The organism is Thermotoga neapolitana DSM 4359, assembly GCF_000018945.1.
Taxonomy (GTDB): domain Bacteria; phylum Thermotogota; class Thermotogae; order Thermotogales; family Thermotogaceae; genus Thermotoga; species Thermotoga neapolitana.
The window spans coordinates 1,141,693-1,155,443 of sequence record NC_011978.1 but is presented as its reverse complement, the minus strand read 5'-3'; the positions used below and the strand labels follow the sequence as shown (position 1 = coordinate 1,155,443).

Below are 13,751 nucleotides of genomic sequence, written 5' to 3'. Positions count from 1 at the left end.
GAATGGCAAAGTACAGGGTACATGTGAACGATCCACTCGATGAAGAGGCTACAAAACTCTTAATGGAAAAAGAAGAACTGACGGTCACATCAAGGCACCTAGAAAAAGAAGAACTTCTGAAAACAATCTCCGAAGTGGATGTTCTTGTTGTGAGAAGCGCCACGAAGGTCACGTCAGACATCATAGAAGCTGGAAAAAACCTGAAGATCATCGCAAGGGCTGGAATCGGTCTCGATAACATAGACGTTCAGAAGGCAAAAGAGAAGGGAATAAAAATTCTCAACACGCCGGGGGCAAGTGCACCATCCGTCGCGGAACTTGCCATTGGCCTCATGCTCGCCTGTGCCCGCCACATAGCGAAAGCCACCATATCCTTGAAGGAAGGCAAGTGGGAAAAGAAAATCCTGAAAGGAAAAGAACTCCTCGGAAAGACACTCGGACTCATTGGATTTGGAAACATCGGTCAGGAAGTTGCCAGAAGAGCCCTGGGATTTGGTATGAGAGTCATAGCGTATGACCCTGCTAGACCAAAAACAGATCTTCCTGTTGAATACGTGGATCTGGACACACTTTTGAAAGAGAGCGACTTCATCTCTTTACACGTTCCTCTCATCGAATCGACAAAGCACATGATAAACAAAGATACCATTTCCAAGATGAAGGATGGAGTGATAATAGTCAACACCTCACGAGGAGGAACGATCGACGAGGAAGCACTCTATGAAGCACTTGTGAGCGGAAAGGTGTACGCGGCAGGTCTTGATGTCTTCGAGGTGGAACCACCCAGCGACGAACTTAGAAGGAAACTGCTCAGCCTGGACAACGTTGTGGCAACTCCACACATAGGAGCCTCCACAGCGGAAGCCCAGAAAAGAGTCGGAAAAGAACTTGTGGAGAAGATTTTCAGAGAGCTTGGGATCTGAGGCCGGGAGCTGTCTCCCGGCTTTTTTTTCTTTTGAAGATCACCTTCATACTCAAAGACGTTATCTCGTAGAGAAAGAGCACAACACAGAAAATCAGGATGAAAAAATCCCTGATCCTTTCCATATTACTCCCTCCGTCTCTATAGATCGATCTTTTCCGTGTCAGGTTCAACTTGACAGACCCAGAAATATATTTTACAATCAAATCCAGGTTTCAAAGATATATCTATCGATATATTTGTAGATACTTTCTGTTCACCTTGGAGGTGAAAAGATGGAAGACGTGATCGTGGTAGAAAATCTCGTCAAAAAGTTCGGAGACTTCGAAGCAGTGAAAGGAATCTCTTTTTCCGTCAAAAAAGGAGAGATCTTTGCGTTTCTTGGGCCAAACGGCGCAGGAAAAACCACCACCATACATATACTCACCACCCTTTTAAAGCCAACGGACGGAAAGGCATGGGTTGCTGGCCACGACGTTTTGAAAGAACCCAGGGAGGTCCGCAAAAAGATAGGCATCGTCTTTCAGGATCAATCAATCGACAGAGAACTCACCGCCTACGAAAACATGTACATCCACGGAAGAATATACGGATACGGTGGTGAAAAACTGAAAAAGAGGATCCTTGAACTTCTTGAATTTGTAGAACTGCTGGAGTTCAAAGACAAACCTGTGAAGACCTTCAGTGGAGGAATGACAAGAAGACTAGAGATCGCAAGATCTCTCATTCATGAGCCTGAAATACTCTTTCTTGACGAGCCCACCATCGGTCTTGACCCGCACACAAGGGCCCACATATGGGAGTACATATCGAAGATGAAGAAAGAGCACAACATGACGATATTCCTCACCACACACTACATGGACGAGGCCGAGCAACTCGCAGACAGGGTGGCGATAATAGACCACGGAAAGATCATTGCCCTTGGAAGTCCCGATGAATTGAAACAGATGGTTGGAAAAGAGATCATCTACGTGAAGTTTTCTGACCCTGTGGACTGCCTCGATGGTGAATTCATAAAGTCATGTAAGAAACTCTCCGACGGAAGGCTGGAATTGAACGTTGAAAACTCAAGCAGAGCCATCCCGAAGATATTTGAACTTGCCCAGCAAAAAGGACTGAAGATAGAAGAGATCACCTACCACAAACCCACCCTGAACGATGTCTTTTTGCATTTGACGGGAAGAGAACTCAGAGAGGAAGGGCCGGAAAACTTCTTCAAAGCCGTCGCAAGGATGAGAATGAGGAGGTGAAATCGTGGCTGCCTTCGTGACCATGGTGTACAGACAGCTGATCAGGTTTGTGAGGTCTCGATCCCGTGTGATAGGTATGATCATAAACCCTCTGATATGGCTCGTCTTCTTCGGGCTTGGCTGGAGCAAGGTTTTTGACAATCCCTGGGCAAGGATGATGTTCGGAGGAGTGGATTATCTCACGTACCTTGCACCCGGTATATTTGCCATGACCATATTCAACATGAGCTTCATCAGTGGTGTGAGTCTGATATGGGACAAACAGTTTGGTTTTTTCAAGGAAGTTCTGGTGGCACCCTCTTCGAGGAGACTCAGCGTAATGGGAAGAATCATCGGTGATGGCCTTGTCACGGTACTTCAGGGGTTTATAATTCTGTTTTTCACGTACTTTCTGGCGGAGAACCTGAAGATCTCCGGTCTGATACCGGCTCTCATCGTCGGTTTCCTCATGTCCGTTACGATCGCCAGCTTTGGCATAGCACTCGCCCTGAAAATGGAAAGCACAGAAGGTTTTCAGATGATAATGATGACACTGATGATGCCTCTGATATTCCTGAGCGGAGCCATGTATCCGATAGACTCCATGCCGAACTGGATGAAAGCGATCGCCTACATCAACCCACTGACCTATGCGGTCGATGCCTCAAGAGGTTACCTGGTTGGATCACACGTGATGAAGTTTTCCTTTGGAATGGACTGGGGCATTTTGAGCATACTGATGGTCGTGGGACTTCTTCTTGCAACAGAGAGTTTCGAAAGGGCAAGGATAAGTTGAAAACGATCTTTCAGAATAAACAGAGGCGGGGATTTCCCCGCCTTTTTTGTTTTTGGGTGGTTTTCATACTTCGTTTCCATACCTCTAAGGAAGTATTGAAACCAAGATACGAGATTTTCTTGTGCTCCTTGTCTCCCGGTTTCCATACCTCAAAGGAAGTATTGAAACCGGCGGAGCTGTTGACAAGATTGACCGGGATCGAAAGTTTCCATACCTCAAAGGAAGTATTGAAACTTACGTTATGCCCGAGATGTCATAATCGGGCTCATAGTTTCCATACCTCAAAGGAAGTATTGAAACGTAGATGCAAGGCTCAGGTTTGCCTCAAGAATAGGAGGTTTCCATACCTCAAAGGAAGTATTGAAACGCTCACATATGCCTTCACAGGGTATATCTGATTCTCGTTTCCATACCTCAAAGGAAGTATTGAAACCCGATGGATTTCAAGGAAATTATACCACAAAGCATATCAAAAAGCAAGAGTATATGGGAACATACAGAGGATATTTCATCACAGGTGATTCTAACACACAGAAAGACCCAGTCAAGTACTGTTTGGAAAAATGGAATAATTGCATAGTCAATGAAAAGCCTAAAGAAAGACAAAATCAAAAGATAAATTATCCTAACCTAGGTCAGGGCATTTTGGAGTGTTTCAAGGGAAAACCGTCTAGTTCCTGTTTTCACAAGTTTGTTCAAAAAGGTCCCCCTTAAAAGGTTAGAGACTAAGTGTGTGGTTTCTTTATTCATGATAGATATATGATGATAGATGAAGACATATTCTCATATTCTGTTTCACATTTTCGTTTACTATTCCATTTTTCCTGCATACATCACCTCTCTCAAACCCGCATGAATTTTTTCGTTACCGGTAATTGCATACTCCGTACCCTTCTTTCCATGCCAGTTACAATTACCACCCACCTTGTGAATAAATGGAACTTACCCTGGTTTAGTGAATAAAATATGATTACTTCTGTACAACAAAACTATTTCTAACATGAGATGCGAACAGTGGGTAGATTGTAATTGATATTCCTTATTCAGAAAACAATATGTAATCCATCGTATTTACAAAAATGAAAATTACAGTGAAAAAACACGTCATAAAAATCAGGACAGAAAATTCTATAATTATGCTATCAAGAATTACAGGGAGGGTTTTCTATGAAAGAAAAGGTTGTCCTTGCATACAGTGGAGGACTGGACACTTCCGTTATTTTGAAGTGGCTCTGCGAAAAAGGTTTTGAAGTGATCGCTTATGTGGCAAACGTGGGACAGAAGGATGATTTCGAGGCCATAAAGGAAAAGGCCCTGAAAACAGGTGCTTCAAAAGTCTACATCGAAGACCTCCGAAGAGAGTTTGTCACAGACTACATATTCACTGCCCTTCTTGGCAACGCTCTCTACGAAGGAAGGTATCTTCTTGGAACAGCGATCGCTCGACCTCTCATCGCAAAAAGACAGGTTGAAATAGCAGAAAAAGAAGGAGCCCAGTACGTCGCACACGGTGCCACAGGGAAAGGAAACGATCAGGTGAGATTCGAACTCACCTACGCCGCTTTGAATCCAAATCTCAAAGTGATATCACCATGGAAAGATCCGGAGTTTCTCTCCAGATTCAAAGGAAGGACCGATCTGATAAACTATGCCAGGGAAAAGGGTATCCCTGTTAAAGTTTCCAAGAAAAGACCATACAGCGAGGACGAAAATCTCATGCACATATCCCACGAGGCAGGAAAGTTAGAAGATCCCATGTACATACCCGACGAAGATGTCTTCACATGGACTGTGTCTCCAAAAGAGGCACCGGATGAAGAGACACTCCTTGAGATTCATTTCGAAAAGGGTGTGCCGGTGAAGGTCGTGAACCTAAAAGATGGAACAGAAAAAACCGATCCACTCGAACTCTTCGAATACCTCAACGAGATCGGTGCAAAAAACGGTGTGGGAAGGCTCGACATGGTGGAAAACAGATTCATCGGAATAAAGTCAAGGGGTGTTTACGAAACACCCGGTGCCACCATTTTGTGGATCGCCCACAGAGATCTTGAGGGAATCACGATGGACAAAGAAGTGATGCACCTTCGCGACATGCTCGCACCTAAATTTTCCGAACTCATCTACAACGGGTTCTGGTTCTCACCGGAGATGGAGTTTCTGCTTGCAGCCTTCAAAAAATCCCAGGAAAACGTGACGGGGAAGGTGATCGTGTCGGTGTACAAAGGTAATGTCATGCCCGTTGCAAGATACTCACCGTGTTCGCTGTACAACCCGGAACTCTCCAGCATGGACGTTGAAGGAGGCTTCGATGCAACAGATTCAAAAGGTTTCATCAACATCCATGCCCTCAGGCTCAAGGTGTACAGACTAACAAAAAAGGGGTACGAAAAATGAGCGAGAAACTCTGGGAAAAAGGCTACACAGTCGATGAAGAAGTGGAAAAGTTCACGGTGGGGGACGACTACATCGTTGATATGAGAATCATAAAGTACGATATAAAGGCTTCCATCGTTCATTCGAAAATGCTTCAGCGAACGGGACTTCTAACACAGGAAGAGCAGAAAAAGATAGAAGAAGCCCTCAACGAACTTCTCCATCTTGTGGAAGAAGGAAAGTTCCAGATAAAACCCGAAGACGAAGACTGCCACACCGCTATAGAAAACTTCCTTGTGAAGAAACTGGGAGAGACAGGAAAAAAGATCCACACAGCGCGCTCCAGGAACGATCAGGTGCTCACCGCCCTGAGACTGATGTACAAAGATGAACTGAAAAAGATAAAAGATCTGGTTGTCGAACTACAAAAAAGTCTGGACGGATTCATCGAAAGGTTCGGACAGATAAAATTTGCCGGCTTCACCCACACCAGGAAGGCAATGCCTACAGACTTTGCAACGTGGGCGGGTGCACTCAGGGATGCCCTGCAGGACGACTTGAAACTCCTTGAAACAGTGTACGACATAATCGATCAATCCCCGCTCGGAACGGGTGCCGGATACGGAGTCCCGATAGAAGTGGACAGAGAGTTCACAGCGAAAGAACTGGGATTTTCCAGAGTTCAGTGGAATCCCATCTACACACAGAACAGCAGAGGAAAGTTCGAATACCTTCTCCTCCACGTTCTTTCCCAAATCTCGTACGATCTGAACAGATTTGCCTCCGACATCATCTTCTTTTCTCTTCCAGAGATCGGATTTTTGAAACTTCCAAAGGAGCTCTGTACGGGAAGTTCCATCATGCCACACAAAATAAACCCAGATCCCTTAGAGCTTGTGAGGGCATACCATCACTTCGTTGTTTCCAGAATGGTGATGGCCGTTTCGCTTCCGTCGAACCTGATACTTGGATACCACAGAGATCTTCAGCTTCTGAAAAAGCCGGTGATAGAGTCAATAGATGTCGTTAAGAATATCTTAAGAATAATGAAAATAATTTTTGACCGCATTGAAGTAGACAGGGAAAAATCCGAAGATAGTATTACCGAGGAAGTTCTTGCAACCCACAGGGTATACGAACTCGTGAAAAAAGGTATTCCGTTCCGTGACGCCTACAGAATGGTGGCAGAAAAATACGGGAGGGAAAAGGATTGATCAGAGTCGGCATAGTGGGAGCCACAGGTTACACGGGGATCGAACTCTTCAGACTTTTGAAAAAACATCCTTCTGCAAAGATCGTTTACATGTCCTCCAGAACGTACGCCGGAAAGAAGATGATGGAGGTGTATCCGTCCACGCTCGAAGAGGCCGTTCTGGAAGACTTCGATTCCAGAAAGATATCAGAAAGCTGTGATGTGGTGTTCACCGCCCTTCCCGCGGGTGTCAGTTACAGACTCGCCATGGAACTTCAAAACGTGAAAATCATCGATCTCGGTGCGGACTTTCGTTTCGACGACCCGAACACTTACGCGGAGTGGTACGGAAACAAACTTGAAGACTACAACAGCACAGAAAGAGTATACGGCCTTCCTGAACTTTACAGGGACTCGATAAAAAACGCCAGAATTGTGGGAAACCCGGGGTGTTACCCTACGAGCGTGATCCTTGCCCTCACTCCGGCCCTGAAGTCAGGTATCGTGGAAGTTGACACGATCGTTGTCGATTCAAAATCGGGTGTGTCAGGGGCAGGAAGAAAAGAAACACTCGACTACACCTTCTCCGAGGTGAACGAAAACCTGAGGCCCTACAATGTGGCAAAGCACAGACACGTTCCGGAGATGGAGCAAGAACTAAAGAAGATAGCCGGAAAGGATGTGAAAGTGATCTTCACACCGCATCTTGTTCCCATGACGCGAGGAATCCTCTCCACAATCTACGTGAAAACGAATGCTTCTCTGGAAAAGATCCACAGAATCTACCAGGAGTTTTACGCTGGAGAGCCTTTTGTGCATGTATTACCTTTAGGGGTGTTTCCATCGACGAAGTGGTGCTACGGTTCGAACCACGTTTTCATAGGAATGCAGCTGGAAGAGAGAACCGGAACGCTCATTCTGATGAGTGCCATAGACAACCTCGTGAAGGGGGCATCGGGTCAGGCGATTCAGAACATGAACATCATGTTCGATCTAAAAGAAACGGAAGGACTGGAATCTCTTCCCATATACCCATGAAAGGGGTTGGAAAGAAGTGTTCGTTCCGAGGGGATTCAGCTACGCGGGAGTACACTGCAGAATAAAGAGAAAAAGGAAAGACCTCGGTATCATCTTCTCTGAAGTGCCCTGCACCGCCGCCGGGGTTTTCACCACGAACGTTGTGAAGGCTGCACCCGTGATCTACGACATGGAGATTCTGGGGAAAAATCCTTCTGGAATCAGAGCGATTACCGTGAACAGCGGTGTAGCGAACGCCTGCACGGGAGAACAGGGAATGATCAACGCAAGAAGGATGGCGGAGAAAACGGCAAAAGAACTGAACATCCCCGTTGAAAGCGTCCTTGTGTCTTCAACAGGAGTGATAGGTGTTCAACTTCCAATGGAAAAAGTGGAGTCGGGGATTGAAGAGGCGGTGAAGAACCTCTCGAAAGACCCTGTTCCCTTTGCAGAGGCCATCATGACAACGGACACGAAGATAAAGATCCACAGCAAAAAAGTGACGATAGAAGGGAAAGAGATCACCGTCCTTGGAATAGCAAAGGGCTCCGGTATGATACATCCCAACATGGCGACGATGCTCTCTTTCATAACGACCGATGCGAATGTTTCTGAGGATGCTCTGAAAAAACTTCTGAAGATCTCTGTCGACGATTCCTACAACATGATCGATGTCGACGGTGATACAAGCACAAACGACATGGTGATCATACTCGCAAATGGACTTGCAGGAAACGCACCCATTCAGGAGGAAACCGATGGTTTCTGGAAGCTTTATGAGGCCGTACACGAAGTCAACCAGGTCCTTGCGGAAAAAATTGTGGAGGACGGAGAGGGTGCCACAAAGGTGATAGAAGTGGAAGTGAGAAATGCTCCGGACAGAAACTCTGCTCGTTTGATTGCACGGGCGATCGTCTCTTCGAATCTTGTGAAGACAGCCATCTACGGTGAAGATGCAAACTGGGGAAGGGTGATAGCAGCCGCGGGGTACTCCGGTGCACAGTTCGATCCGGACAGACTCGACCTTTTCTTCGAAAGCGCAGCCGGTAGAATAAAGGTGGCAGAGAACGGCCAGGGAGTGGATTTTGACGAAGATACAGCAAAGAAGATACTGAGCGAAAAGAAGGTGAAAATCATCCTCGATATGAAGCAGGGAAAAGAACTTGCAAGAGCCTGGGGATGTGATCTGACTGAAAAATACGTGGAAATAAACGGGAGGTACAGGACATGAGAATCGACACCGTCAACGTTCTTCTTGAAGCGCTTCCTTACATAAAGGAGTTCTACGGAAAAACGTTCGTTATAAAGTTCGGTGGCAGTGCTATGAAGGAAGAAAAGGCAAAAAAAGCCTTCATACAGGATATAATCCTTCTGAAGTACACGGGTATAAAACCTGTCATCGTCCATGGGGGAGGTCCTGCCATCTCTCAGATGATGAAAGAACTCGGCATAGAACCCGTCTTCAAAAACGGCCACAGGGTGACGGATGAGAGGACGATGGAAATCGTGGAGATGGTGCTCGTTGGAAAGATAAACAAGGAGATAGTCATGAACATAAACCTTCACGGAGGACGAGCAGTCGGCATATGTGGAAAAGATTCAAAACTCATCGTGGCCGAAAAGGAAACAAAATACGGTGACTTAGGATTCGTCGGAAAGGTGAAACAGGTCAACCCGGAAATACTCCACGCACTCATAGAGAACGACTACATCCCTGTGATCGCACCCGTTGGAATAGGAGAAGACGGTCACTCGTACAACATAAACGCAGACACCGCTGCCGCAGAGATCGCAAAAAGCCTGATGGCAGAAAAGCTCATCCTCCTCACGGATGTTGACGGTGTCCTGAAAGATGGAAAGCTTCTTTCCACCCTGACCCCAGAGGAGGCAGAAAACCTTATAAAAGACGGTGTCGTAACAGGTGGGATGATTCCAAAGGTGGAGTGTGCAATCTCTGCTGTGAGAGAGGGTGTCGGCGCGGTACACATCATAAACGGCGGACTGGAACACGCTATCTTGCTTGAGATATTCAGTCGAAAGGGAATAGGTACCATGATCAAAGAATCGGAGGGATGAAGATGTTTCTCATGAACACCTACAACAGGTTCCCTGTAACGCTTGTTTACGGAAAAGGATCGTGGGTTTATGACATCAATGGGAAGGCGTACCTTGACTTCACCTCGGGCATAGCCGTGAACGTACTTGGTCACTCCCATCCGGAACTCGTAAAAGCGATAAAGGACCAGGCAGAAAAACTGATTCACTGTTCCAACCTCTACTGGAACCTTCCACAGATGGAGCTTGCAGAACTCCTCTCAAAGAACACGTTCGGTGGAAAGGTGTTCTTTGCCAACACGGGAACGGAAGCGAACGAAGCGGCAATAAAGATCGCAAGAAAGTACGGAAAGATGAAAAGCGAAAAGAAGTTCAAGATCCTCTCGGCTCGAAACTCTTTCCATGGAAGAACGCTTGGCTCTCTCACCGCAACCGGACAGCCCAAGTATCAGAAACCATTCGAGCCACTCGTTCCGGGTTTTGACTACTTTGAGTTCAACAACATTGAAGACCTGAGAAAAAAGGTATCGGACGAGGTCTGTGCCATCTTTCTTGAACCCATCCAGGGAGAAAGTGGTATCATTCCGGCAACGAAAGAATTTCTCGAAGAAGCAAGAAGACTGTGTGACGAGTACGACATTTTGCTCGTCTTCGATGAAGTTCAGTGTGGAATGGGAAGAACGGGAAAACTCTTTGCCTATCAGAAGTACGGAGTGACACCCGACATCCTCACCGTTGCGAAGGGACTCGGTGGAGGTGTCCCCATAGGGAGCGGTCGTTGTAAACGAAAAGGCAAACGTGCTGGAGCCGGGAGATCACGGCACCACGTTCGGCGGAAATCCGCTCGCATGCAGAGCAGGTGTCACGGTGATGAAAGAGCTGACGAAGGAAGGTTTTCTGGACGAAGTGGACAGGAAGGGAAGGTACCTTCTGGAAAAACTTTCCAGAATGAAAGAAAAGTACAGCGCGGTGGAAGATGTTCGTGGTATGGGATTGATGATAGGGATTCAATTTTCCGGTGTGGAGAACAAAAATGTTGCAATGAAGTGCTTTGAGAAGGGACTGCTTGTGGTTCCGGCCGGAAACAACACGGTGAGACTCCTTCCTCCGCTGACCGTCGAGTACGGGGAGATCGATACAGCCCTCAGGATCCTGGAAGAGGTGCTCCAGGAAATTTGAAAGGGAGGCGTTGCCTCCCTCATTTCTTTCTATCTTCCTTCTCTTTTTCTTCTTCTTCTTTCTTCATCAGTTCCCCTTCTTCCCCTAACTGTTCTAATTCTCCACCACATTTTTCGCAGTTTTTGTTCAGCTGATATTCTATGGACGTTGCAGAGTAGTATATGGCCCCGCATTTTGTGCATCTATATATATACGGCATCAAGCCACCCCCTCATGAGAGTTACTAGATCTTGTGGGTCTTCGCTTCGCTTTTTTAGTATATTCTAATACTTTATTCGTTTTATTTCAAGCATTTAGAAGAAATAAGACAAGGCCGGCTGAGGAGATTAAAAATCCTGCAACCTGGAAAACACCCAAAACTTCGCCCAAAAGCAGATATGCCCACAGCATGGAAAGGGAGGTCTCACCAACCAGCGCCACGCTCACAACACTCGAGGGAAAGTTTTTGAGTGAAAGATTTATGAACAGATATCCAAGGAAAGAACACCCTGCCCCGAGGGCAATCAGTATGAACCATTCTCTCAATGATACGATCTCAAAAGAGGAAAAAGAGAGCGCAAAGAGGACAATCGAAGCCACAGCGTGTGTTCTCAAACTGAACGCGAGGCTCCCCATCCTCTGATTCAGCTTTTTTCCAAGAACAAGATAGCCACAGAGAAAAAGAGTGCCAGTGATCGCCAGCCAGTCTCCTCTGGTAGCATCAGAAAACTTCTCATTTCCAAGAGCAGAGATCAGAACACCGATTACAACGATCGATCCTGTGACGAACTGCTGCGGTGTTGGTCTTTCTTTGTAGAGAAGATACGAAAGAAAGCCTGTGACAACAGGCTGCAACATCAGTGGTATCACGGCTCCGGCCACGGTGGTATAATCAAAGGCTTCTATCCAGAAACGAAAGTGCATCGCAAGAAAGAAACCAGCAAGGGCTGAAAGCATCTCATCCTGTAAAGGAAGAAACCTGGTTTTTTTTACGATCAAAAGAAACAGAAAAGAGGCAATGAATACCCTGTAGAAGGCGATGGTTTGCGGAGAAAGAGTTGAGATCTTCACGAGTACACCGGAAAAAGAAGCAATTAAGACGCTGAGCAAAAGATAAAAAGCCGGTCTCAATGTTTCACATCCTTCTTAACAGTATATTTACGATCAAGACCTCTTGAACTGTTTCCCATTTTATAGTATATTTCTTTCTGGTGCACGTTCTTTGCCCCCATCGTCTAGCGGCCTAGGACACTGGCCTTTCAAGCCAGAGGCAGGGGTTCGAATCCCCTTGGGGGCGCCAGGCACTTTTATGGTTTTTGGCCTGATAGGGGGATGCCATAAGAGGCGTCCCTTTTGTTTTTATAAAAGATCTTCCCACCCTCGAGGAACCTGTTTAAGTGAAAGATACTCTTTATTTCTTGAGCCTTCCCTTGATTCTTTCATTGATTTTTCAGAATTACTTTATTCTTTTTTGATCTCCTCCAGTAGAATGATCAGCAGATTTAAACAAGGAGGGGATTATCGTGTATTTCAAAAGGGTCCTGCCGGTGCTTCTGTCAGGACTGGCTCTCATGATCTTTTTGTTTTCATGTGCCGGACCAATCACCTTTGGACCTGGAGAGACATCAGAAGAAGAAATTTCAAACCTACTGGAAGATGCTCTGGACTCTCTGGAATCGGGTGACACTGACGGAGCAAAAGATGCTTTTGAAGACGCTCTGGCTGAAGATCCAGAGAACCCCACAGCAAACGCTGGTATGTCTATAATCTTACTGTACGAGCTGTTTCGTGATTACTCTGATGAGATCGGACAATTCACGGGTATTTTCAGAATGGTTCCTGTTAGATTCAAATCTTTCAGAGAAATCACACGCTCTTTTTCTCTCATGAAATACTTCATGAACATGAAACAGTTTCCACCACCTCTACCACCCGAACCACCAGTTCCACCACCTCCTTTCCTTCCAGAAGAGAACCCAATAGAAACATGGAACCAGCTCTATGAAAACCTGTATATCATGTTCTCAGAACTCTGGCCGCGTCTGAAAGAACTGGAAACCTGTCTTGAATACGCAGTAACAGGAAATGCAAGTCTCACAATCCATCCAAACAACTTCGACTGGGACGGAGATAGTGTACTTGAATCTGAAACACCATTGGAGCTCTCCGATGGAACGAATACTTATTCTGTGGTGGACCTACTTTACGACAGCGCAAGCCCTGAAGGAACACTTGTGGTTGTGCAGAGCGGTGGAGATGCCTGGTTCGATTTTGAAACAATCAGTGGACAAAATCCTGAAGAAATCGTTTTCGATGAGAACGATTACCTGATTCTGGATAAAGGAGCATTTTCTGCACTTCTCGTCGTTGTGAAAGCAGTTCTTTCAATATCTGACCTGCTGTTAACGTGGGATTTAACCTTATCGACAAATCTACCAAATCCCGCTGATTACGAAGATACGGAAGAATGGATACAAGCTGTTCTCCTCCAGCTTGCAGGTGATGACTATATTATAAGCAACAATGGAGACGGTGGTGAGTGGAATGAACTTGATCCGTTCTTAAGGTTCAGAGAAAACGGTTCAGATTACCTTGAAGACCTCGTTGATAGCGTCGTAAAAGGCTTAGAGGCTATTCTGTGGCTCAACGAAGACATTGTAGAAGATGACCCGGGCGACGAACACGATTTCACCAGCAGGTACTACTTTGAAGAGCCGCTACTTGACGAAGACACGGAAAACACCCTGCAGGATATAGTAGAAACGAAGCAGGTGGAACTTCCAGAAGGAGAGCAATTCACTTACAAGCACACAGAAACAGAAACACTCACTGCAACAATCGTTGGCATAGATTTTGGTATTCTGGCTGAAAATCCTGATAATTTTGAAAACCTCAAAGCCTTTTTCCCAACCCTTGATCTTCAAAATGAGTACTACGAGTTTCCAGATCCTGCATTTGGAGGGCTCCTCGTACTCGAAGAATAAAGGGGCACAGCCGTGCCCC

The 13,751-nt window shown here is 46.0% G+C and carries 12 protein-coding genes, 1 tRNA gene, 1 pseudogene and 1 CRISPR repeat array; of the genes and pseudogenes, 11 read left to right on the top strand and 3 right to left on the bottom strand.

The features are described 5' to 3' along the window. Positions 1-2: 2 nt before the first annotated feature. On the top strand, positions 3-923 hold the full coding sequence (locus CTN_RS05925) for a hydroxypyruvate reductase (protein WP_015919681.1): 921 nt from the start codon (positions 3-5) through the stop codon (positions 921-923). On the opposite strand, the gene CTN_RS09975 is transcribed toward CTN_RS05925, so the two are convergent. Continuing rightward, complete coding sequence (locus tag CTN_RS09975; RefSeq protein WP_162828739.1) at positions 904-1,047, bottom strand: hypothetical protein; 144 nt, start codon at positions 1,045-1,047, stop codon at positions 904-906. The two genes, CTN_RS05925 and CTN_RS09975, sit on opposite strands and share 20 nt — an antisense overlap. A 150-nt stretch (positions 1,048-1,197) precedes the next feature. Here CTN_RS09975 and CTN_RS05920 point away from each other — a divergent pair, with 150 nt between their 5' ends. From CTN_RS05920 to CTN_RS05880, 8 genes and pseudogenes are all read left to right on the top strand, one after another. Continuing rightward, a complete protein-coding gene (locus CTN_RS05920) occupies positions 1,198-2,175 on the top strand; it encodes an ATP-binding cassette domain-containing protein (protein ID WP_015919679.1) in 978 nt (325 codons plus the stop codon). A 4-nt stretch (positions 2,176-2,179) separates the two neighbouring features. Next, the gene (locus CTN_RS05915) at positions 2,180-2,950 is read left to right on the top strand and encodes an ABC transporter permease (RefSeq protein ID WP_015919678.1); all 771 of its coding nucleotides are present in this window, start codon (positions 2,180-2,182) and stop codon (positions 2,948-2,950) included. 72 nt (positions 2,951-3,022) lie between these two features. Next, positions 3,023-3,383: direct repeats of the CRISPR family, unit length 30 nt; unit sequence GTTTCCATACCTCAAAGGAAGTATTGAAAC. 734 nt (positions 3,384-4,117) lie between these two features. Continuing rightward, positions 4,118-5,347, top strand: a complete 1,230-nt coding sequence (locus CTN_RS05905; RefSeq protein WP_015919675.1) for an argininosuccinate synthase — start codon at positions 4,118-4,120, stop codon at positions 5,345-5,347. Next, complete coding sequence (argH, locus tag CTN_RS05900) at positions 5,344-6,540, top strand: argininosuccinate lyase (protein WP_015919674.1); 1,197 nt, start codon at positions 5,344-5,346, stop codon at positions 6,538-6,540. The genes CTN_RS05905 and argH overlap by 4 nt, the downstream gene beginning before the upstream one ends. Further along, positions 6,537-7,556, top strand: a complete 1,020-nt coding sequence (gene argC / locus CTN_RS05895) for an N-acetyl-gamma-glutamyl-phosphate reductase (protein WP_015919673.1) — start codon at positions 6,537-6,539, stop codon at positions 7,554-7,556. The genes argH and argC overlap by 4 nt, the downstream gene beginning before the upstream one ends. Before the next feature lie 16 nt (positions 7,557-7,572). Further along, the gene (gene argJ / locus CTN_RS05890) at positions 7,573-8,766 is read left to right on the top strand and encodes a bifunctional glutamate N-acetyltransferase/amino-acid acetyltransferase ArgJ (RefSeq protein ID WP_015919672.1); all 1,194 of its coding nucleotides are present in this window, start codon (positions 7,573-7,575) and stop codon (positions 8,764-8,766) included. Beyond that, positions 8,763-9,611, top strand: a complete 849-nt coding sequence (argB, locus tag CTN_RS05885) for an acetylglutamate kinase (protein WP_015919671.1) — start codon at positions 8,763-8,765, stop codon at positions 9,609-9,611. The genes argJ and argB overlap by 4 nt, the downstream gene beginning before the upstream one ends. Before the next feature lie 2 nt (positions 9,612-9,613). Further along, positions 9,614-10,769, top strand: a pseudogene (locus tag CTN_RS05880) (acetylornithine transaminase). Between the two features lie 19 nt (positions 10,770-10,788). Here the strand turns inward: CTN_RS05880 and CTN_RS05875 are convergent. Both CTN_RS05875 and CTN_RS05870 read right to left on the bottom strand, forming a co-directional pair. After that, the gene (locus tag CTN_RS05875) at positions 10,789-10,968 is read right to left on the bottom strand and encodes a hypothetical protein (protein WP_038067645.1); all 180 of its coding nucleotides are present in this window, start codon (positions 10,966-10,968) and stop codon (positions 10,789-10,791) included. Positions 10,969-11,054: 86 nt separating this feature from the next. Continuing rightward, entirely contained in the window at positions 11,055-11,879 is an 825-nt protein-coding gene (locus CTN_RS05870; protein ID WP_015919667.1) for a DMT family transporter, read from the bottom strand. A 93-nt stretch (positions 11,880-11,972) separates the two neighbouring features. Between CTN_RS05870 and CTN_RS05865 the strand changes: the two genes are divergently transcribed. Both CTN_RS05865 and CTN_RS05860 read left to right on the top strand, forming a co-directional pair. Then, a tRNA-Glu gene (locus CTN_RS05865) sits at positions 11,973-12,048 on the top strand. Positions 12,049-12,271: 223 nt separating this feature from the next. After that, positions 12,272-13,732, top strand: coding sequence for a tetratricopeptide repeat protein (locus tag CTN_RS05860; protein ID WP_015919666.1), 1,461 nt, complete (start codon positions 12,272-12,274; stop codon positions 13,730-13,732). Positions 13,733-13,751 lie beyond the last annotated feature (19 nt).

Coding starts and splice junctions, on each gene's coding strand:
- CTN_RS05925 (WP_015919681.1), top strand. CDS start 3: ATGGCAAAGTACAGGGTACATGTGAACGATCCACTCGATGAAGAGGCT.
- CTN_RS09975 (WP_162828739.1), bottom strand. CDS start 1,047: ATGGAAAGGATCAGGGATTTTTTCATCCTGATTTTCTGTGTTGTGCTC.
- CTN_RS05920 (WP_015919679.1), top strand. CDS start 1,198: ATGGAAGACGTGATCGTGGTAGAAAATCTCGTCAAAAAGTTCGGAGAC.
- CTN_RS05905 (WP_015919675.1), top strand. CDS start 4,118: ATGAAAGAAAAGGTTGTCCTTGCATACAGTGGAGGACTGGACACTTCC.
- argH (WP_015919674.1), top strand. CDS start 5,344: ATGAGCGAGAAACTCTGGGAAAAAGGCTACACAGTCGATGAAGAAGTG.
- argB (WP_015919671.1), top strand. CDS start 8,763: ATGAGAATCGACACCGTCAACGTTCTTCTTGAAGCGCTTCCTTACATA.
- CTN_RS05875 (WP_038067645.1), bottom strand. CDS start 10,968: ATGCCGTATATATATAGATGCACAAAATGCGGGGCCATATACTACTCT.